19 protein-coding genes are annotated in these 21,022 nt (G+C 41.1%); 14 read left to right on the top strand and 5 right to left on the bottom strand.

Features of this window, described 5'->3' with window-relative positions; all coding sequences use genetic code 11:
- Positions 1-10: 10 nt before the first annotated feature.
- Positions 11-1,081: a LysM peptidoglycan-binding domain-containing protein gene (locus F8B77_RS08635; RefSeq protein WP_151655016.1), complete on the bottom strand. Its 1,071-nt coding sequence runs from the start codon at positions 1,079-1,081 to the stop codon at positions 11-13.
- A 117-nt stretch (positions 1,082-1,198) separates the two neighbouring features.
- On the opposite strand from F8B77_RS08635, the gene def reads away from it, so the two are divergent.
- The 5 genes from def to F8B77_RS08610 all read left to right on the top strand — a co-directional run bounded on the left by def (position 1,199) and on the right by F8B77_RS08610 (position 6,959).
- Positions 1,199-1,708 carry a peptide deformylase gene (def, locus tag F8B77_RS08630; protein ID WP_130049249.1) on the top strand — a complete coding sequence of 170 codons (510 nt, stop codon included), beginning with the start codon at positions 1,199-1,201 and terminating at the stop codon, positions 1,706-1,708.
- 69 nt (positions 1,709-1,777) lie between these two features.
- A complete protein-coding gene (gene fmt / locus F8B77_RS08625; RefSeq protein WP_151655015.1) occupies positions 1,778-2,725 on the top strand; it encodes a methionyl-tRNA formyltransferase in 948 nt (315 codons plus the stop codon).
- Positions 2,726-2,829: 104 nt separating this feature from the next.
- Positions 2,830-4,110 carry a 16S rRNA (cytosine(967)-C(5))-methyltransferase RsmB gene (rsmB, locus tag F8B77_RS08620; protein ID WP_130045732.1) on the top strand — a complete coding sequence of 427 codons (1,281 nt, stop codon included), beginning with the start codon at positions 2,830-2,832 and terminating at the stop codon, positions 4,108-4,110.
- A 24-nt stretch (positions 4,111-4,134) separates the two neighbouring features.
- Positions 4,135-5,511 carry a Trk system potassium transporter TrkA gene (trkA, locus tag F8B77_RS08615; RefSeq protein WP_130045733.1) on the top strand — a complete coding sequence of 459 codons (1,377 nt, stop codon included), beginning with the start codon at positions 4,135-4,137 and terminating at the stop codon, positions 5,509-5,511.
- Between the two features lie 2 nt (positions 5,512-5,513).
- Entirely contained in the window at positions 5,514-6,959 is a 1,446-nt protein-coding gene (locus tag F8B77_RS08610; RefSeq protein WP_151655014.1) for a TrkH family potassium uptake protein, read from the top strand.
- A gap of 99 nt (positions 6,960-7,058) precedes the next feature.
- Here F8B77_RS08610 and trhA read toward each other — a convergent pair whose 3' ends face one another.
- Positions 7,059-7,706: a PAQR family membrane homeostasis protein TrhA gene (gene trhA, locus F8B77_RS08605; protein WP_151655013.1), complete on the bottom strand. Its 648-nt coding sequence runs from the start codon at positions 7,704-7,706 to the stop codon at positions 7,059-7,061.
- A 121-nt stretch (positions 7,707-7,827) separates the two neighbouring features.
- Positions 7,828-8,616, bottom strand: coding sequence for a sporulation protein (locus F8B77_RS08600; RefSeq protein ID WP_151655012.1), 789 nt, complete (start codon positions 8,614-8,616; stop codon positions 7,828-7,830).
- A 250-nt stretch (positions 8,617-8,866) separates the two neighbouring features.
- On the opposite strand from F8B77_RS08600, the gene F8B77_RS08595 reads away from it, so the two are divergent.
- The 5 genes from F8B77_RS08595 to F8B77_RS08575 all read left to right on the top strand — a co-directional run bounded on the left by F8B77_RS08595 (position 8,867) and on the right by F8B77_RS08575 (position 12,730).
- Positions 8,867-9,025, top strand: coding sequence for a hypothetical protein (locus F8B77_RS08595; RefSeq protein ID WP_167512786.1), 159 nt, complete (start codon positions 8,867-8,869; stop codon positions 9,023-9,025).
- 127 nt (positions 9,026-9,152) lie between these two features.
- Positions 9,153-9,416, top strand: coding sequence for a YihD family protein (locus tag F8B77_RS08590; protein ID WP_130045738.1), 264 nt, complete (start codon positions 9,153-9,155; stop codon positions 9,414-9,416).
- Between the two features lie 210 nt (positions 9,417-9,626).
- Complete coding sequence (gene ccoG / locus F8B77_RS08585; RefSeq protein ID WP_151655010.1) at positions 9,627-11,045, top strand: cytochrome c oxidase accessory protein CcoG; 1,419 nt, start codon at positions 9,627-9,629, stop codon at positions 11,043-11,045.
- Between the two features lie 57 nt (positions 11,046-11,102).
- A complete protein-coding gene (locus tag F8B77_RS08580) occupies positions 11,103-12,086 on the top strand; it encodes a serine/threonine protein kinase (RefSeq protein ID WP_151655009.1) in 984 nt (327 codons plus the stop codon).
- A 44-nt stretch (positions 12,087-12,130) separates the two neighbouring features.
- On the top strand, positions 12,131-12,730 hold the full coding sequence (locus F8B77_RS08575; RefSeq protein WP_208846113.1) for a thiol:disulfide interchange protein DsbA/DsbL: 600 nt from the start codon (positions 12,131-12,133) through the stop codon (positions 12,728-12,730).
- Between the two features lie 36 nt (positions 12,731-12,766).
- Here F8B77_RS08575 and F8B77_RS08570 read toward each other — a convergent pair whose 3' ends face one another.
- Both F8B77_RS08570 and F8B77_RS08565 read right to left on the bottom strand, forming a co-directional pair.
- Positions 12,767-13,630, bottom strand: coding sequence for an acyltransferase (locus tag F8B77_RS08570; RefSeq protein ID WP_167512788.1), 864 nt, complete (start codon positions 13,628-13,630; stop codon positions 12,767-12,769).
- A gap of 98 nt (positions 13,631-13,728) precedes the next feature.
- On the bottom strand, positions 13,729-15,255 hold the full coding sequence (locus F8B77_RS08565) for a YifB family Mg chelatase-like AAA ATPase (RefSeq protein ID WP_151655006.1): 1,527 nt from the start codon (positions 15,253-15,255) through the stop codon (positions 13,729-13,731).
- Between the two features lie 405 nt (positions 15,256-15,660).
- Between F8B77_RS08565 and ilvG the strand changes: the two genes are divergently transcribed.
- Genes ilvG through ilvA form a run of 4 tightly spaced genes read left to right on the top strand, consistent with a single transcriptional unit; the run spans position 15,661 to position 20,972 of the window.
- A complete protein-coding gene (gene ilvG / locus F8B77_RS08555) occupies positions 15,661-17,307 on the top strand; it encodes an acetolactate synthase 2 catalytic subunit (protein ID WP_151655005.1) in 1,647 nt (548 codons plus the stop codon).
- On the top strand, positions 17,307-17,552 hold the full coding sequence (ilvM, locus tag F8B77_RS08550; RefSeq protein WP_151655004.1) for an acetolactate synthase 2 small subunit: 246 nt from the start codon (positions 17,307-17,309) through the stop codon (positions 17,550-17,552). The genes ilvG and ilvM overlap by 1 nt, the downstream gene beginning before the upstream one ends.
- Before the next feature lie 25 nt (positions 17,553-17,577).
- A complete protein-coding gene (gene ilvD, locus F8B77_RS08545; protein ID WP_151655003.1) occupies positions 17,578-19,434 on the top strand; it encodes a dihydroxy-acid dehydratase in 1,857 nt (618 codons plus the stop codon).
- A gap of 5 nt (positions 19,435-19,439) precedes the next feature.
- Positions 19,440-20,972, top strand: coding sequence for a threonine ammonia-lyase, biosynthetic (gene ilvA, locus F8B77_RS08540; RefSeq protein ID WP_151655002.1), 1,533 nt, complete (start codon positions 19,440-19,442; stop codon positions 20,970-20,972).
- Positions 20,973-21,022 lie beyond the last annotated feature (50 nt).

Raw genomic sequence — 21,022 nt, 5'->3', positions numbered from 1 at the left:
ATAACTTTATTTATTCCTCATTAGGAGACACCGCTATAACGCCTTTGTGTATTGGCATTTCACTTTTTGTGATGAGTGCTAAGCTAAATTTTTCATAAGGTCTAATAACGATTAACTCACCAATTTCAGTCTGGGGCAATTGAATACCTTTTTTCTTGGTGTCTTTATCCGTCTCATAGTAATACTCGCCTTTATTACCATTAACAATATTTCCTTTCTCTCTCAAAGAAAACATACTTCCTTGTAATAAGCCGTCATTACTTCCTTTATCGATCACCGCGACTTGATTAACCGCTAAGTATTCTCCACCATCAATTGAACCTAATATGGATACATCAATATCTATTGGTGCAGGTTGGGGATAAAAAGTTGTTGTTAATTCTGTTTTTATTTCATCAGAAGAAATAGGTAAAACCACATCGTTAATTGCAATTTCTTGCTGCTGTTTAATGATTTTTAACCCGCTCATTCCTTCATTTTTTTCAGCTAACTCTGCAACACCTACAAGACGAAGAGCATAAGATGAGGCTTTATCGTCCTTACGCGAAAACTCATTAACGACTCGGTATATGCCCCATTCTTTATGTGATAACTCAGCATCCACATACACTCTTTCACTCGCACTTAAAAATTTACGACCGTCACTGGTTCCTAGCACTCTGTATGACGTTTCATAATTTATGTCGTCGATTAAACGATCGGACTGTAAATAAGGCACAACTAAACTCGTCGGTAATGTAGGGACAGGCTCTTTCACTACCTTACGCACTTTAGGCGACAATTTCTTAAGCGGCTTAACACTTAATACAGGGCTTCCATTATGCCAAGTTAACGTTAATTCATCCCCTGGGTAAATTAAGTGAGGATTATTTATACCAGGGTTAATTTTCCATAGTTTTGGCCAAAACCAAGGACTATCTAAGAATAACGCCGAAATATCCCAGAGAGTATCCCCTTTCTTAACGGTGTATTGTTCCGGATAATCTTGTTTTAAAACCAGTTTATCGTCACTTGATATTGATGGTGATGAAAATAAAATAGCGCTAATTAATGATGAAAAAATGAGTGTTTTTTTTAACATGGTCCGCTTTCCTTGTCAGACATACCAACCGATGCTGTCATTTGCTCAATAAAATGTCTAGAATTGGAGCTATTAGGTTTATGCCGTTTTCGGCGCAGTTCAACATTTAGAGTAATTATGGCTTTATTAGAAGTTTTAACGTTTCCGGACGATCGTCTACGCACCGTAGCAAAACCGGTAGAAGCAGTAACACCTGAAATCCAAAAGTTTGTCGATGACATGATTGAAACCATGTACGACGAAGAAGGTATCGGCCTTGCTGCGACACAAGTTGATTTTCATCAACGTATTGTTGTGATCGACGTATCTGACACGCGTGATGAACCAATGGTGCTTATCAATCCAGTCATTACGCAAAAAAGTGGCGATGATGGCATAGAAGAAGGTTGCTTATCTGTTCCTGGCGCAAAAGGAATGGTTCCTCGTTCTGCTGAAGTATCAGTAACTGCTCTTGATCGCGATGGTAAAGAGTTTAGCTTTGATGCTGATGATTTATTAGCGATCTGTGTTCAACACGAATTAGACCACCTTGATGGCAAATTATTCGTTGATTACTTATCGCCTCTAAAGCGTAAACGCATCAAAGAAAAACTAGAGAAGATTAAAAAATTCAACGCTAAAAACTAACCATCGTAAGCCCAAATAAGCAGTAAGTAACTGCTTATTTGGGTTGATATTAGAGACTCCGAGGTCAACTTGAATAAACCATTACGCATTATTTTTGCGGGCACGCCCGATTTCGCGGCTCGCCATTTGTCAGCACTTATCGACTCTCACCATGAAGTGATTGGCGTATATACTCAACCAGATCGCCCTGCGGGTCGTGGTAAAAAGCTAACGGCAAGTCCAGTAAAAGAACTGGCGCTTGAGCACAATATCCCAGTGTTCCAGCCTGAAAACTTTAAGAGTGACGAAGCAAAGCAAGAACTGGCTGACCAAAATGCAGATTTAATGGTTGTGGTTGCTTACGGCTTATTGCTACCACAAGCGGTGTTAGATACACCAAGGCTGGGTTGCATTAACGTTCATGGTTCTATTCTTCCTCGCTGGCGTGGTGCAGCTCCTATTCAACGCTCCATTTGGGCTGGTGATGCTGAAACAGGCGTAACCATTATGCAAATGGACATTGGTTTAGATACAGGCGACATGCTAAGCATTGCAACACTGCCAATTGAAGCAACAGATACCAGTGCGTCAATGTACAATAAATTGGCTGAACTTGGTCCTGTTGCTCTTGTTGAATGTTTATCGACGATTGCTGACGGCACTGCTGTTGCTGAAAAGCAAAACGATGAACAGGCTAATTACGCGAAAAAACTCAGCAAAGAAGAAGCTAAGATTGATTGGACAATGGATGCAGAAGCGATTGAACGTTGTGTTCGTGCTTTTAACCCTTGGCCAATGAGTCACTTCTCTGTTGAAGATAAAGCCATTAAAGTGTGGCAATCTCGTGTTGAAGAATACGCAGGAAATGCAATGCCAGGCACCATCATTCAAGCAGATAAAACAGGAATTTATGTTGCCACTGGCTCAAATGCCATTGTATTTGAACAACTGCAAGTTCCTGGAAAAAAAGCAATGGGCGTTCAAGATATTTTGAACTCTCGCAAAGAATGGTTTGAAGTGGGTAATACCCTTAACTAATTCTTCAAAAATATAAAAAGGTGGCATAATTGCCACCTTACTTTTTAAATGGCAAATATTGTATTTGCCTTTTTATTTTTGCCAACCATATTTTAGGTGATGACATGAACGTTCGTGCTGCGGCAGCCAAAGTTATTTATCAAGTTGTCGATCAGGGTCATTCTCTCTCTTCAGCGCTTCCAAAAGCTCAATCTGAGATCAAACCTCGTGATCAAGCTTTACTGCAAGAGATCTGCTATGGCGTACTGCGCTTTCTTCCTCGTTTAGAGTCTGTTGCTCAATCATTAATGGATAAACCATTAAAGGGAAAACAACGAGTATTCCATCATCTAATTCTTGTTGGTATCTATCAACTGAGTTTCATGCGTATTCCTGCACACGCAGCTGTAGCTGAAACGGTTGAAGGCACAAAAAATTTAAAAGGTCCAAAACTGAGTGGGTTGATCAACGCGGTACTACGTAACTATCAACGTAGCCAAGAAGAATTGGATGCGAAATCAGTAAGTCATGATTCTGGTAAATACGGTCACCCTGGTTGGTTATTGAAAATGCTACAACAAGCCTACCCAGAACAATGGGAAAATATTGTTGAAGCGAATAACAGTAAAGCACCAATGTGGTTACGTGTTAACAGCCAGCACCACACTCGCGATGAGTACATAGCTCTTCTTGAAAAAGAAGAGATTGAAGTGACTCCACACAGCCAAGCAACAGACGCATTATTATTAGATAAAGCACGCGATGTATTTACACTACCAGGCTTTGAGCAAGGTTGGGTTTCTGTGCAAGATGCTGCAGCGCAATTATCGGCAGAATATCTACAGCCTCAAGATGGTGAGCTAATTTTAGACTGTTGTGCTGCGCCAGGTGGTAAAACGGCTCACATTTTAGAACGCACAAAAAACACCAATGTGGTTGCGATTGACTGTGATGAAACACGCTTAACTCGCGTGTACGAAAACTTAGAACGCCTTAACCTAACTGCAAAAGTTATTTGTGGTGATGCTCGTTATCCTGAACAATGGTGGAAAGGCGAGCAGTTTGACCGCATTTTATTAGATGCGCCTTGCTCTGCAACTGGTGTTATTCGTCGTCACCCAGACATCAAGTGGCTACGCCGTTCAGAAGATATTAAAGCATTGGCTGAACTGCAAAGTGAAATCTTTGATGCGATGTGGTTACAGTTAAAATCTGGCGGCACCATGGTATATGCGACGTGTTCAATCACTCCGCAAGAAAACTGTGATCAAGTAAAAGCCTTTTTAGAGCGCACAGAAAATGCCTCTTTAGTAGACAATACCGATCCTGCGAAACCAGGACGTCAAATTCTTCCTGGTGAAGAGAATATGGACGGCTTCTACTACGCTGTTCTACAAAAAGCATAACCTATATACGAGCGAGCAAGCGGTATGAAAATCATAATCTTAGGTGCAGGGCAGGTTGGCGGCACACTGGCTGAAAACTTGGTGGGCGAAAACAACGACATTACGGTTGTTGATAAGAGTTCAGAGCGACTGCGTGAGTTACAAGATAAATATGACCTTCGTGTTGTTCAAGGATTTGCCAGTCATCCAGACACCTTGAGAGAGGCTGGGGCACAAGATGCCGATATGCTGGTTGCGGTAACCAATTCTGACGAAACCAATATGATTGCGTGTCAGATAGCATTTACGCTCTTTAATACCCCAAACCGTATTGCTCGTATTCGGTCACCTGAATACTTAAAAGAAAAAGATCGCCTGTTCCAATCAGACGCTATTCCTGTTGATCACTTAATTGCACCTGAAGAATTAGTGACGGGATATATTGAACGTTTAATTGAATACCCAGGTGCGCTTCAAGTGGCTAGTTTTGCAGAGAAAAAAGTCAGCTTAGTGGCAGTAAAAGCCTACTATGGTGGCCCTCTAGTTGGGAATGCGTTATCTGCACTTCGAGATCATATGCCACATATTGATACTCGTGTTGCTGCTATTTTCCGACAAGGTCGCCCTATTCGTCCTCAAGGCACCACCGTTATCGAAGCCGATGATGAGGTTTTCTTTGTTGCAGCAAGTAACCATATCCGTTCAGTAATGAGTGAATTACAACGCTTAGAACGCCCATACAAACGAATAATGATTGTTGGTGGCGGTAACATCGGTGCAGGCCTTGCGCGACGTTTAGAGCACAATTACAGCGTGAAATTGATTGAACGCAACATGAAACGCGCTGAAGAGTTATCTGAATTACTTGAAGAAAGCATCGTTTTTTGTGGTGATGCTGCCGATCAAGAATTATTGAGTGAAGAACACATCGACCAAGTAGATGTGTTCATTGCTGTAACCAATGAAGATGAAGCCAATATCATGTCAGCCATGCTTGCAAAACGCATGGGAGCCAAAAAAGTCATGGTACTGATCCAACGTGGTGCTTATGTCGACTTAGTTCAAGGGGGCGTGATTGATGTTGCCATTTCTCCACAGCAAGCGACCATTTCAGCGCTATTAACACACGTTCGTCGTGCTGATATCGTAAATGTCTCTTCTCTTCGTCGTGGTGCAGCAGAAGCGATTGAAGCGATTGCTCATGGTGATGAAACAACCTCGAAAGTGGTTGGCAAAGAGATTCAAAACATCAAACTCCCACCAGGCACAACCATTGGCGCTATTGTTCGTGGCGAAGAAGTGCTCATTGCCCATGATAAAACCGTGATAGAACAGGATGATCACGTTGTTATGTTCCTAGTGGATAAGAAATACGTTCAGGATGTCGAGCGCTTATTCCAGCCGAGTCCGTTCTTCTTATAATTATGGTTAACTACAAACCGATCCTATTTGTAATAGGGCTTGTTTTATCTAAACTTGCCCTATTTATGTATATCCCAACACTCGTCGCTCTTTTCACTGGTACTGGTGGTTTCATCGAGTTTGGACAAGCGGTTGCTATTACTCATGTAGTGGCATTTGCTTGTTTAACTTTTGGCCGCAGTAAACAGTTTAAAATGAACGTGCGGGATATGTTCCTGATCACCACTTTAGTCTGGACCATCGCCAGTGCCTTTGCTGCATTGCCATTTGTCTTCATCAACCATATCAGCTTTACTGATGCCTACTTTGAAACCATGTCAGGAATAACAACAACAGGCTCTACGGTTCTCAGTGGTTTGGGTGATATGGCACCCAGCATTTTACTGTGGCGATCGACTCTGCAGTGGCTTGGCGGAGTAGGGTTCATTGTAATGGCGGTTGCTATTCTTCCAATGCTAAATGTGGGTGGTATGCGATTGTTCCAAACAGAATCGTCCGATTGGTCCGATAAAAGTGCACCAAGGACTAAATACGTAGCTAAATACATCGTCAGTGTATATTTAAGCTTAACCCTCTTATGTTTCTTAAGTTACTTAGTAACAGGAATGACGCCGTTTGAAGCCATAAATCATGCCTTCACGACGCTATCCACTGGGGGCTATTCAACGTCAGACAGTTCTATGAACCGTTTCTCTAATAGCACACACTGGGTTGCTGCCTTCTTTATGTTTGCTGGCGGATTGCCTTTTCTGCTCTTTATTCAAGTATTGAAAAAGCGGGATCCAAAAGTATTATTTAAAGATGCTCAGGTGGTTGGCTTTCTCAAACTGGTTTTAATTACCAGTTTATCTGTTGCGATTTGGCTTGTTCTACATAATGACTATACCGTTATGGATGCATTACGCGTGTCAGTGTTTAATATCATTTCAGTGATAACCACAACAGGCTTTGGTTTGGATGATTTTACGGCGTGGGGGGCATTCCCTGCGATTATTTTTGCTTTTGTTATGATGGCAGGCGCTTGCTCAGGCTCGACTGCTGGTGGGATAAAAATCTTCCGCTTTCAAATTGCAGCAACCATGCTGAATAAGCAGATGATGAAACTCATTCACCCATCAGGTATTTTTGTTCAGCGTTACAATGGACGCCCTGTTACTGACGATATAGCACGTTCTGTCGTTGCCTTGGTGTTTACCTTCTTCCTTACCATTATTGTTATTTCTGCATTACTCGGTAGCTTAGGTCTTGATCCTGTTACCAGTATCACAAGTGCCATTACTGCTGTTGCTAACGTAGGACCGGGAATGGGGCACATTGTGGGCCCAACAGGAAATTTTGCCTCTTTACCAGACAGTGCTAAATGGATACTCAGTATTGGTATGTTGATGGGACGGCTGGAAATCCTAACAGTGCTTGTATTGTTCTTCCCGGCGTTTTGGAAGGGTTAATACTAAATTTAACTCACTAACGAATAACACAGTAACAATAAAAAATGGCCTCGTATTTCTACTAGGCCATTTCTGAACACTTACTTACTGTGATTGGTATTAAACCGGCTTTATATAATAATAAATCGACAAAAATTGAGTAATACAGCCACCTAACACAAACAAATGCCAAATAGCGTGGTTATATGGGATCTTCTTCGCGACATAAAAAACAACCCCTAAAGAGTAAATTACCCCACCAAGTCCTAACAAAATAACGCCATTAATATCGATATGAATAACCAATTGATAAACTGCAATAACTGACAACCATCCCATAATCAGATAAGTAATCAGCGACAATTTTTTAAATCGATAAACAAAGATAATCTTGCCAATAATACCTATTAACGCAATGGCCCAAATAACACCCATTAACCAGTACGCCAATGGTGTTCTCAAGCTCACTAATAAATAAGGTGTATAACTACCGGCAATCAAAAGAAAGATAGCGCAATGATCTAAGGTTTTTAATAACCTTTTCGCTTTTGGTGCAGCAATAGAATGGTAAAGCGTCGACGCTAAAAAAAGTAAAATAATACTGGCGCCATAAACAGACATACTTGCTATGGTTAACCAATCAGCATCCGCAGTATTTGCTTTTACTAATAGTAATATTAAAGCAACAACACCAAACACCATCCCTAATGCATGACTTAAACTGTTGGCTAATTCTTCTTTTTTTGAATAAGTGGCAAAAGTGGACATAATTTATCTCATAGAGTGATTGCTCAATGAAATAAGTATGACACATTTAAGCGTACAACTGTAAGCTTAAATGTGTCATTTTTTATTTGAATAACAAGTGACACTGATAGCGCATAAACTATTAGGTAGTTTGATTTAAGAAATCAATAACTTGCTTTCCCGCCTCTTCCGGAGTTAAGCGCGTAGGTAAGCTTAATTGTCTTTTTAACTCACCACATCCAAGCATTGATGATAGTAGCCCCAAAGCTCCGCCTTGATGTCTTCTGTCTATCTCAAACCATAGTTGCAGTTCATCCTTGGCTCTGTGAGCTATCATTTCAAGCTCTCGCCAGCGACCGTGATAAGGCCCATCGAACGGGACGAACTCAAACTCTTGAACAAAAGGCAGCTCAAACCCTTTAACATATTCACATTCAACCTGGCGAATTCGTAACCCTTCTGTTTCTAATGCAGTTAGAACACCATCAAATAAATCATCGGGACGAACGGTAATAGGATCTTTATCTTTTGGGTCTAAACCAAGAGAGATATCTAACCCAGTTTGAACCCATACATTAGAATCACCAATAGTGACGGGTGTATTTAGCGGAAGATCCAACTCAAGCTCAAACTTTCTCTCTTGCTTAGGTTCTATAGTAAACGCATAAGGTAAGCTCCAATCAGCTAACACATGAGTTTGTGTTATCACATCAGTTCGAGATCCGCTATCACGGTTACGCTTCACTTCTTTTTTATATTGGCAGCATAATTTCAAATCAATATTATCAATATGCTGCTCTGTCGCTCCACCAGTAACTTCTATTGTAACTTGGACTTTCTGACCTGGAACTAATGCTTCCTGATGAATAATTGTATCGACATTGGCAGAACCAATACCTAACGATGCTAATGTTTTCTTAAAAAAGGACATGGTTACTCTCCTCTGCCACGCATATATCTATCAGCATAGTATTACGTAATATTCATTATTACGTTGAGATGTACCTCGACTAATTGACAGTTTATGATACTCTTACTGTGTGTTTTATGAACACATATCCCTGATGACTTATTTGGATTGGCGAAAGCTAAATAGAGTTCACTTTGATGTAACTCATAAGTTGTTAGGTCATTAATTTGGCCATGGAAGTGCCTGACTATAGAGATAACCAATGCGTCCTATGACTGTCAGGTTCTCACGCTCTGCTTCAACGCACAGTGTGGATCGTCGTCGTAGCCACTTTGTAAAAGTAGTTGCAACGAAAAAGAACGTACCAGAAATGACTCTTGTAATTTCCAAGAAAAAAGAAACTCAAGCTGATGTTTCATGTGCGGCATAATTTAAAAGCGTAGCCTGTGGGTTGCGCTTTTTCTTTTTGCATCATGATGTACTCTTCGACATATCACTTTCATTCCCCACCCTAACTTAGCTATACTTCTCCTTAATAAAAATAAGGAGAATGCTCAATGAAATGTCACCGCGTTAATGAACTTATCGAATTAATTCACCCTGAATGGCAAAAAGAACCAGAATTGAACTTAATGCAGTTCATTACGAAACTGGCTGAAGAAACAAAATACGAAGGTAAACTGGAAGATCTAACTGATGATGTTCTTATCTATCACCTAAAAATGCGCAATAGTGAAAAAGATGAAATGATCCCTGGTCTTGCAAAAGACCAAGAAGACGACTTTAAAACGGCAATATTAAGAGCGCGTGGCCTGCTATAACCTCATTATCTCGATCTGGTTTGCAATAAACCAGATCGATTATCTATCAAATAAAACACACTTTTTTAACTAAATTTGAACCTTCCAACGTATTCATAACTTACATCAAGCTATAATTCAGCCGCAATGTCTTAAGATCACCAACCTTGAAATGGTTCCGCTCAATAAAACCATCGTTGGGATACCTCATAAAAATAACTAGGAAGAATCATGAGTCAGGATAAAATCGACATCAAAGATGTGACTCCAAAACAGTTCAATCCCAAAACACATAAATCCAGTAGTGATCGTTTCAATCCCAATTCAGGTATTTACGTTCGTCAGAGTAAAGGGACATTTCAAAAATTACGCCGCTATGGCGCTTGGTTTTTATTAGCACTCTTTGTTCTTACTCCGTGGATTTCTTTTGGAGATCGTCAAGCGATTTTACTGGATATTGGCAGCCAACAATTTAATTTCTTTGGTACAACGTTATTTCCTCAAGATCTGACATTATTAGCGCTTCTTTTTGTGATCGCCGCCTTTGGTCTCTTTTTTATTACCACCTTTTTAGGCCGAGTTTGGTGCGGATACCTCTGCCCACAAACCGTTTGGACATTCATGTATATCTGGTTTGAAGAAAAACTAGAGGGCCCCGCCAATAAACGTCGCAAACAAGACCAAATGAAAATGACATCAAACTTGTTTCTTCGAAAAACACTTAAACACTTTGCATGGGTAGCCATTGCGATAGCAACAGGCATCACTTTTGTTGGTTATTTTGTACCGGTAAAAGAACTTGTTGTTGATTTCTTTACCTTTAATAGTGATTTTTTACCTGCATTTTGGGTTATTTTCTTTGCTGGTTGTACTTATGGTAATGCAGGATGGATGCGCTCAATCGTTTGTTTGCATATGTGTCCTTACGCACGATTCCAATCAGCCATGTTTGATAAAGACACTTATATTGTCGGTTATGACCCTAAACGCGGTGAAACCAGAGGCCCACGATCTCGTAAAAAAGATCCGAAACCCCTTGGGCTAGGTGATTGCATAGACTGTAATTTATGCGTTCAAGTTTGTCCTACCGGCATAGATATTCGTGACGGCTTACAATATGAGTGTATTAACTGTGGTGCTTGTATTGATGCGTGTAATGAGACCATGAATAAAATGGGCTATGAAAAAGATCTTATTAGCTATACCACTGAGCATAAATTAGCAGGTCATAAGACTCATATCATGCGTCCAAAATTGATCGGTTATGGCCTTGTCATGCTATTGATGATGGGTCTTTTCTTTACTCAAATTGCTTCTGTAGAACCAATGGGACTTGATGTATTAAGAGATAGAAACCAACTTTCGCGCATTAATAGCACCGGTTTAATTGAAAATACTTACACGTTGAAAATTATAAATAAGACTCAACAGAGCCAAGAATATCTGCTATCAGTTACCGGTATTAACAACCTGACTTGGTATGGAGAACAAAGCGTTAACGTCGATGCAGGTGAAGTATTGAGTGTACCAATGAGTTTGGGTGCACAAGACACCGAGTTGAGCAAAACCATTACCGCCATTGAATTTAAAATTACCAATTCTGATGGCCAAGCAATAAAAGCTGAAAGTCGATTCTTTAAAAAGCTATAATTGTTCTATTACTGGGTCAAAGGGCTCGCCATGCGCCCTTTTTATTTGAGAATAACTATGACTGAACATGCCTTTAATTTCAGCACGCTTACCCCTGATTTATTATGGAATGCGTTAGCTGATATTGGTATTCGCGCTGAATCAGGGTTTCTTGCTTTAAACAGCTACGAAAACCGGGTGTATCAATTTACTGATGAAGAAAGACGCCGTTATGTCGTGAAGTTTTATCGTCCTCAACGTTGGTCTGAAGCCCAAATATTAGAAGAGCACCTCTTTGCTAGACAATTAGTTCAGCAAGATATTCCCATCGCAGCCCCACTTGAGATTAATGGTAAAACACTTCACTTTGCCAATGGTTACTGGTTTGCCTTGTTTGATAGCTTGGGTGGTCGTACATTTGAAGTGGATAATTTTGACCAACTTGAATGGGTTGGGCGCTTTTTAGGCCGTATTCATAAAGTTGGCGAATCTGAACTGTTTCAACACCGCCCAACGATTGGTTTGGACGAGTATTTATACCAACCAAGAAAACTATTAGAAAACAGCTCATTCATACCCTCTCATTTAGAAAACAGTTTTTTTTCTGATATGGATATGTTGATCAAGCAAATCGAACAACATTGGCAACCAAGCAAGACGATTCGTCTGCATGGTGATTGTCACCCAAGTAATATTTTATGGCGCGATGGCCCATTATTTGTTGATTTAGATGACGCGAGAAATGGACCAGCAGCACAAGATTTATGGATGTTATTGAATGGCGAACGACAAGATAAGCTTGTTCAGTTAGATATTTTATTAGAGTCTTATTCCGAATTTTGTGACTTTGATTCTAACCAATTGAAACTAATTGAACCTTTACGCGGTCTACGAATGGTGCACTACATGGCATGGCTTGCAAAACGTTGGAAAGATCCGGCTTTTCCTATTGCATTTCCATGGTTTGCCGACGCAAAATACTGGGAAAGCCAAGTACTCGGATTTAAAGAGCAAATTGCGGCATTAAATGATGCACCTTTAGAACTGATGCCTCAATGGTAAAATTATAATACTAACCACAAATGGATTGGAGAGAGTTACACATGATGAAGAAAATGATGGCATTGTTTGGTGCTTTGGTACTGAGTTTTTCAGTAAACGCAGCAAACTTTACAGAAGGTGATTACTATAGAGTTCTTGACCTACCTGAGTCAAAAACACCAACAGTAAATGAATTTTTCTCTTTCTACTGCCCGCACTGCAGTAGCTTCGAACCTCTTATTCAGGGTTTAAAGAAAACACTGCCTGACAATGCGACGTTTAAGAAAACTCACGTTTCATTTATGGGTGGACCAATGGGTTTATCAATGAGTAAAGCCTATGCAACCATGGTATCTCTGGGTGTAGAAGATAAAATGGTTCCTGTTTTCTTCAACCGTATTCATACTATGAACAAGCCACCACGTAACGAAAAAGAAATTCGCCAAATCTTCTTAGATGAAGGCGTAAATGCAAATGACTTCGATGGTACTTACAATAGTTTTGCAATTAACTCTATGGTTAACCGTTTTGATAAAGCATTTCAAGACAGTGGGTTAACGGGCGTTCCAGCGGTTATTGTTAACAACAAATACCTTGTTGAAACAGGTAAAGTTCAAAGTGCTGAAGAATACTACGAGTTAGTAAACTGGCTACTAAAGAAATAAGACACAAAAAAGGGAGCGATAATTCGCTCCCTTTTTTTATTCTTTATTTTTTAAAACACCTTGTAGGTATTCGTCCTTCTCTTTCCATAAGTCATTTACCCACTTATGAAAGCCACGCTTAAAGGCCTTATCGCCAAAGTAGTCTCCATTTACCTTTTCATCATTAGGATGCAAATTAATACGAATAACGACTTTAGTTAACTTTCCTTGCAACATATTGATAAATGGCGATTTTTGGTTCTCTGGATACGCAAGCGTCACATCAACAATACCATCAAACAATTCACCCATCGCAGATAACGTAAAAGCAATGCCACCAATCTTAGGCTTAAATAAATGCTGATAAGGCGTTCGAGCTTCCAGTAATTTTTCAGGCGTTGCACGAGTCCCTTCAACAAAGTTAACCACGGTTGTTGGTACTGCTCGGAAGTTTTCACACGACTTCTTTATCGCATTAAAATCATCTTCACGACGCTCAGGATCTCGGCGCATGAACGGCATATCAGCCCCCCAACACGCCAAACCAACAAAAGGGACATAAAGTAATTCATACTTTAAAAAGAACTTAGTCATTGGGATCTTATCTTTCATTACTGAAGATAAAATCACGATATCAGCCCAACTCACATGATTCGAAAGTAATAAATACCAGTTATCTTGAGATAAGCTTTCACCACCTTCAATTTTCCACTCTATCGTATTATTAATATTAAGCATCCATAGGTTTAGTGTTGCCCAACCCCATAATGTTTTGTTTGCCATAGATACTGTGATTCTTTTTACGATAGCAACAGGAAGAAGTAACTTAATCACAGCAAAAAAACTGATAATTAAAGAGGTTAACGCTGTATTAAGCATAACAAGCAAAACACTGATAACCAGTCGAATATTAGCAAACATAGGATTCTTCATTTATTAACAGAGTGAAAATTGTGCATATAATAACAAGCCTCACTTAATATTGTTAATAAGTTTTATCCGTATCAGAATAAGTGACCTTAAACTGCTTGTGCTGTCAGTTGCTTTAAAAGCCTATCCATGGCGCGATAACCTACCGCTTCGGCTAAATGAATACGTTGAATATGTTCTTCATTCGCTAAATCAGCAATCGTTCTCGCTACTTTAATGATCCGATGATAAGCACGAATAGAAAGGCCTAACTGATGTAGCGTATTCTCTAAAAAAGCCGCATCATCTTTATGTAATGGGCAATACTGTTCTATTTCTCGACTACCCAATAAAGCATTAATTTTATTACTGCGTTTAAGCATTCGCATTCGAGCTAAAATCACTCTTTCTTTCACGGTTTGGGTTGATTCTCCCCTATCTCCCCCTTCCGTTAAGGTTCCTTTAGGTAATAAAGGGATCTCTAAAGACATATCAAAGCGATCAAGCAGCGGACCTGATATACGATTTAAGTAGCGCAAAATAAGCTGCGGATTAGTACGAGTTTGATTACCTTCGTAATAACCCGTAGGACTTGGATTTAATGCACCTACTAATTGAAAACGAGCAGGAAACCGTGTCTTACTCGCTGCACGAGAAATGACAATTTCGCCTGACTCTAAAGGCTCACGCAATGAATCGAGCACTTTTCTCTCAAATTCCGGCATTTCATCTAAAAATAGAATCCCATTATGGGCTAACGAGATCTCTCCCGGTCTTGGTATCGAACCACCACCAACTAACGCGGCCATAGAGCTAGAGTGATGCGGAGAACGAAAGGGACGCGATCGCCAATTAGATTCTGTAATATTTTGATGAGTTAATGAAGCGACAGCCGCAGTTTCTAATGCCTCATCATTGGTCATCTCGGGTAATAGATCACTCATGCGAGAAGCCAGCATGGTTTTGCCTGTCCCAGGAGGACCGAGATACAATAAATTATGACCTCCTGCTGCAGCGATTTCTAACGCTCGTTTACCTTGTTGTTGGCCAATAATATCTTGTAGATCTCGTTCCATGGCCTCCACTTCTTGTACTATTTTTTCAGACGTTAATAATCCAAGTTGTTGCTGCCCACAAAGGAAACCGCACACCGATAACAAATGAGGGGCTGATTTATGGATATCTTTTCCAACCAACGCAGCCTGATCACCATTTTCATCAGGAACCACTAAGCACCGATTAGATTTTAACGAGGCTAAAGCTGCGGGTAACACGCCTTTTACTCGACGCAACTCACCAGAAAGAGCAAGTTCTCCCACGAACTCATGCCCATCCAATTTCGTTTCTGGTATTTGATCTGAAGCAGCAAGAATGCCAAGCGCAATAGGAAGATCAAACCGCCCTCCTTCTTTAGGTAAATCCGCCGGAGCTAAATTCACCGTGATCCGCTTTGATGGAAATTCAAAGTTAGCATTAATAATGGCGCTTCTTACCCTATCTTTCGCTTCTTTAACTGTGGTTTCAGGTAATCCAACTAAACTAAATCCCGGCATTCCATTACTGATATGAACCTCAACCGTTACCTCTGGTGCTTCAACACCAACACATGCTCGACTGTGTATTATTGCTAATCCCATTTCCCTACCCAATGATTTATAAAGCGACTATTTCGACGCTTTTTATTGATTTGTTATATATAAGCGCTAAATGAACCAGAATTGTGAATAAAATGAGAGTTTTTTCTTGTCATGAGAGCCATGTCTGTGTTACCACTAAGTTAATGTAACGAATTATCAAAAAAAACACGCTTACGGACAGATTAAATGACTTTTGTTGCTCAACTGAATATTCTAATTATTAACATTCTCGTGGTGATTCTGGTCACCGCGCGGGGATGAGTGAGCAAAAAGTCGCAATAGCAACGCACACTTAAAACCCCCAAGCTTACAAGCAAGGGGGTTTTTTTATAGATTCAGGAAGAAATGGGAGCACATGATGTGCAAGAATAGAGAAACAACCACTCACGCAAGGAGTGATAGTGTATGAATGGCTCACAGTTAGTAGTAAAAGCCTTAAGAGATGAAGGAATAAAAACGGTCTTTGGGTATCCGGGTGGCGCAATAATGCCTATTTATGATGCGCTGTACGATGGTGGTGTAGAACATATCTTATGCCGTCATGAGCAAGGTGCAGCAATGGCAGCTATCGGAATGGCTCGCTCAACAAAAGACGTGGCTGTTTGTTTAGCGACTTCTGGACCAGGTGCTACTAACCTCATTACTGGCCTTGCTGATGCCATGCTTGATTCCATTCCTCTTGTCGCTATTACTGGTCAAGTTGCCAGTCATTTAATCGGTACTGATGCTTTCCAAGAAATGGATGTCATCGGGATGTCTCTCTCTTGTACTAAACACAGCTACCTTGTTACTGATATCAATGAACTCGCCCCGGTTATTGCAGAAGCGTTTGAAGTGGCTAAAACAGGTCGTCCCGGCCCGGTTCTTATTGATATAGCAAAAGATGTTCAGGTTGCTGAAGCGCCTGTAACGACGCTTCCTCACTTTGAACCACCAGCAATTCCTGTTGCATCACCAGAGAGTATTGAAGCTGCTGAAGCGATACTAAAAAACAGCGCTAAACCAGTATTATATGTTGGTGGTGGTGTGCAACTTGCTCATGCTACTGATTCTGTTCGTGAATTTTTACGTCACAATCCAATGCCTTCTGTTAGTACGCTTAAAGGGTTAGGGTCAATTGAGCGTCATGACCCATACTATTTAGGCATGGTAGGAATGCACGGAACTAAGGCTGCTAACCTTGTCGTTCAAGAGTCCGATCTATTGCTTGTTGTCGGTGCTCGTTTTGATGATCGTGTAACAGGAAAGCTAGAAAGCTTCGCTCCCCACGCCAAAGTCATTCATATCGATATTGATGCTGCAGAGTTCAATAAACTTCGTCACGCTCACTCCACATTACGTGGCGATATTAATGCCATCTTACCGCAGTTAAATACTTCTCAAGATTTAACGCCTTGGTTAGATCATGTATCAGCGCTGCGTACTGAATTTAAATGGCGTTATGACCATCCCGGCGAACTAATCTACGCTCCGCTGTTATTAAAGCAGTTATCTGACATGATGCCAGATAGCTCAATTGTCGCTACCGATGTTGGACAGCACCAAATGTGGGCAGCGCAACATATTCAACCACGCGCTCCTGAGAATTACTTAACTTCTGCCGGTCTTGGCACCATGGGTTTTGGCTTACCAGCGGCAATGGGCGCTAAAGTGGCTCGCCCAGATGATCAATCCATTCTGATCTCAGGCGATGGTTCATTCATGATGAATATTCAAGAACTTGGAACCATCAAACGCAAACAAATTCCCGTAAAAATGGTACTGCTCAATAACCAACGTCTAGGTATGGTTCGCCAATGGCAGTCACTATTTTTTGATGGTCGCCACAGTGAGACGATTCTAGATGATAACCCTGATTTTGTTGCACTGGCTGCAGCATTTGATATTCCAGGTAAAACCATCACGACAAAAGAAGAAGTTGAGCCGGCCTTAAAAGAGATGCTTGAAAGCAAGACCGCGTATTTATTACACGTACTGATCTCTGAGGAAGAAAATGTGTGGCCACTGGTTCCGCCAGGCGCAGCAAATCAAGACATGGTAGAGGGTGAATAATGCAACGTTATATTTTAGAAATTGAAGCCACCGATAAGCCGGTATTACTAGAGCGTGTATTACGTGTTATTCGCCACCGTGGTTTTGCTATCAAACAAGTATTAGCGACTCAAAACCAATCAAGTGGAATTGCTGCTATCGAAATTATTGTAGAAAGCGATCGTCCTATCAGCCTGCTTATCAATCAAATTGAAAAACTTTGGGATATTACCGCGGTTCATGTATCTACATTGAATCGCGCATAAGATAAAAATTTAAAGGATTAATGACATGCCTACATCACCTAAAAACAGATACCGTTCAGCAACCACCACCCATGGCCGTAACATGGCTGGCGCACGTGCATTATGGCGTGCAACAGGGGTAAAAGAAGAAGATTTTGGCAAACCAATCATCGCTGTTGTTAACTCATTCACTCAATTTGTTCCGGGTCACGTTCATTTAAAAGACATGGGACAGCTAGTTGCTGGTGAAATTGAAAAAGCCGGCGGTATCGCTAAAGAGTTTAATACCATCGCTGTTGATGATGGCATTGCGATGGGCCACGGCGGTATGCTTTATTCTCTACCATCACGTGAACTGATTGCAGATTCTGTTGAGTACATGGTGAATGCACACTGTGCCGATGCGATGGTCTGCATCTCTAACTGTGATAAAATCACTCCAGGAATGATGATGGCGGCAATGCGTCTTAACATTCCAGTGATCTTTGTATCTGGCGGCCCAATGGAAGCAGGTAAAACGAAGCTTTCAGATCAAATCATTAAACTTGATTTAGTTGATGCCATGATCCAAGGCGCTGATCCAACTATCTCTGATGAACAAAGTGAGCAAGTAGAGCGCTCTGCATGCCCAACTTGTGGTTCTTGTTCTGGTATGTTTACGGCTAACTCGATGAACTGCCTAACTGAAGCTCTTGGTTTATCTCAACCGGGTAATGGCTCAATGCTAGCTACTCACGCTGATCGTGAACAACTATTTATCAATGCCGGTAAACGTGTCGTTGAATTAACGAAACGCTATTATGAGCAAGGGGATGATTCCGCATTACCACGCAATATTGCTAACCGTGCTGCGTTTGAAAATGCGATGGCACTTGATATTGCAATGGGGGGATCAAGTAATACCGTTCTTCACCTTCTTGCATCAGCTCAAGAGGGCGATATTGATTTTGATATGGGTGACATTGATGAAATGTCTCGTCGCGTACCTCACCTATGTAAAGTCGCTCCATCAACGCCTAAATATCATATGGAAGACGTTCACCGTGCTGGTGGTGTTATGGCTATTCTTGGTGAATTAGATCGTGCAGGCCTACTTAATCGTGATACTAATACCGTACTAGGCTTAACAATGAAAGAACAGCTAGCCCAATACGACATTATGCAAACTGAAGATGAAGCGGTACTTAAGTTCTTCCGCGCAGGTCCTGCTGGCATTCGAACCACCAAAGCCTTCTCACAAGATTGCCGTTGGGATCGCCTAGATGACGATCGTGAAAATGGCTGTATTCGAACAAAAGAGAACGCTTTTAGCCAAGAAGGTGGCCTAGCGGTTCTTTCTGGTAATGTTGCGGTTGATGGCTGTATTGTAAAAACCGCTGGTGTTGATGAAGATAACCTAAAATTCCAAGGTCCTGCGATTGTTTTTGAAAGCCAAGACAGTGCAGTTGAAGGTATCTTAGGCGGAAAAGTAAAAGCTGGGGAAGTTGTGGTTATTCGCTACGAAGGACCTAAAGGCGGCCCTGGTATGCAAGAAATGCTGTACCCAACCACTTATCTTAAATCGATGGGACTAGGTAAGGCGTGTGCGCTTCTTACTGATGGCCGCTTCTCTGGCGGCACTTCAGGCCTGTCTATTGGCCATGTATCTCCAGAAGCTGCAAGTGGTGGCACCATTGGTTTAGTTAATACCGGTGACATCATTACCATTGATATTCCAAACCGCTCAATTACCCTCGACGTTTCAGAATCAGAACTTCAACAACGCCGTGAGAAACAAAATGAGCAGGGCTGGAAGCCTGTTAATCGTCAACGTGAAGTCTCTTTTGCACTAAAAGCCTATGCAAGCATGGCAACCAGTGCAGATAAAGGCGCGGTACGTGATAAATCTAAATTAGAAGGATAGATCTTATGACAACACCTTCCAATCAAACTGGTGCAGAATATCTGCGCCAGATCTTACGAGCGCCTATCTATGAAGTTGCCACAGTAACGCCATTTCAAGATATGCCACGTTTATCAGAACGTGTTAATAACCGAGTGCAACTAAAACGAGAAGATCGCCAGCCTGTTCATTCTTTTAAACTTCGTGGCGCTTATAATATGGTCTCGAACTTAACTGAAGAACAAAAAAAAGCCGGAGTGATTGCAGCCTCAGCTGGAAATCATGCGCAAGGCATGGCGTTATCAGGCACTAAATTAGGTATTCAAACGACTATCGTTATGCCTAAAACCACCCCTGATATTAAAGTTGAAGCCGTAAAAGGATTTGGGGGTAATGTCGTACTTCATGGCAGTAACTTTGATGAAGCAAAAGCCGAAGCTGAACGTTTATCTGAGCTTCACGGCTATACGTTTGTACCTCCATTCGACCACCCATTAATCATTGCTGGTCAAGGGACAATAGGAATGGAGATGCTGCAACAAAATGGCCATCTCGATTATATCTTTGTTCCTGTTGGTGGTGGTGGTTTAGCATCAGGGGTTGCTGTTCTTATTAAGCAACTAATGCCTGATATAAAAGTCATTGCAGTTGAACCCGAAGACTCTGCCTGTTTAAAAGCGGCACTAGATGCTGGTGAGCCAGTCATTCTTAACCAAGTCAGTATGTTTGCTGATGGTGTAGCGGTTAAACGTATTGGTGATGAAACTTTCCGCTTATGCCAAAAATACCTAGATGGTCATATTACGGTATCCAGTGATGAAATCTGTGCGGCGGTTAAAGATATTTTTGAAGACACTCGCGCAATCGCAGAGCCATCAGGTGCTTTAGCATTAGCTGGATTGAAAAAATTTGCCGATAAGCATCAACTAGAAAATAAACAACTAGGGACGGTACTTTCTGGTGCCAATACCAATTTTCATGGTTTACGTTACGTCTCCGAGCGCTGTGAATTAGGTGAAAAACGAGAAGGCCTATTAGCGGTAACGATCCCTGAACGTCAAGGCGCTTTCTTTGAGTTTTGTAACCTGATTGGCGGCAGAGCCGTAACGGAATTCAACTACCGTTATAATGATGACAAACAAGCCAATATTTTTGTCGGTGTTCGCTTACAAGAAGGGCAGCAAGAGCTCGATAATATCATTAATGATTTACAGCAAGGCGATTACCCTGTTGTTGATCTCTCTGACAATGAAATGGCGAAACTGCATATCCGTTATATGATTGGTGGAAAGCCATCTAAACCCTTAAAAGAGCGTTTATACAGTTTTGAATTTCCAGAATACCCCGGTGCACTGGTTAAATTCTTAAGCACTTTAGGCACACATTGGAATATAAGTTTGTTCAATTATCGCAATCACGGAGCTGATTATGGACGTGTGTTATGTGGTTTTGAACTAGATGATAACGATCTCTTTGATTTCTCAAAGCACCTCAAAGAGTTAGGCTACCAATGTAAGGATGAAACAGATAACCCTGCTTATCAGTTCTTTTTATCTTAATAGCGTATGGCATTTATAAGGCTAATAATTTTTTAGCCTTATTTTCATTC

The organism is Aliivibrio finisterrensis, assembly GCF_008933155.1.
Lineage (GTDB): Bacteria > Pseudomonadota > Gammaproteobacteria > Enterobacterales > Vibrionaceae > Aliivibrio > Aliivibrio finisterrensis.
This window is presented reverse-complemented; position numbering and strand designations above follow the sequence as displayed.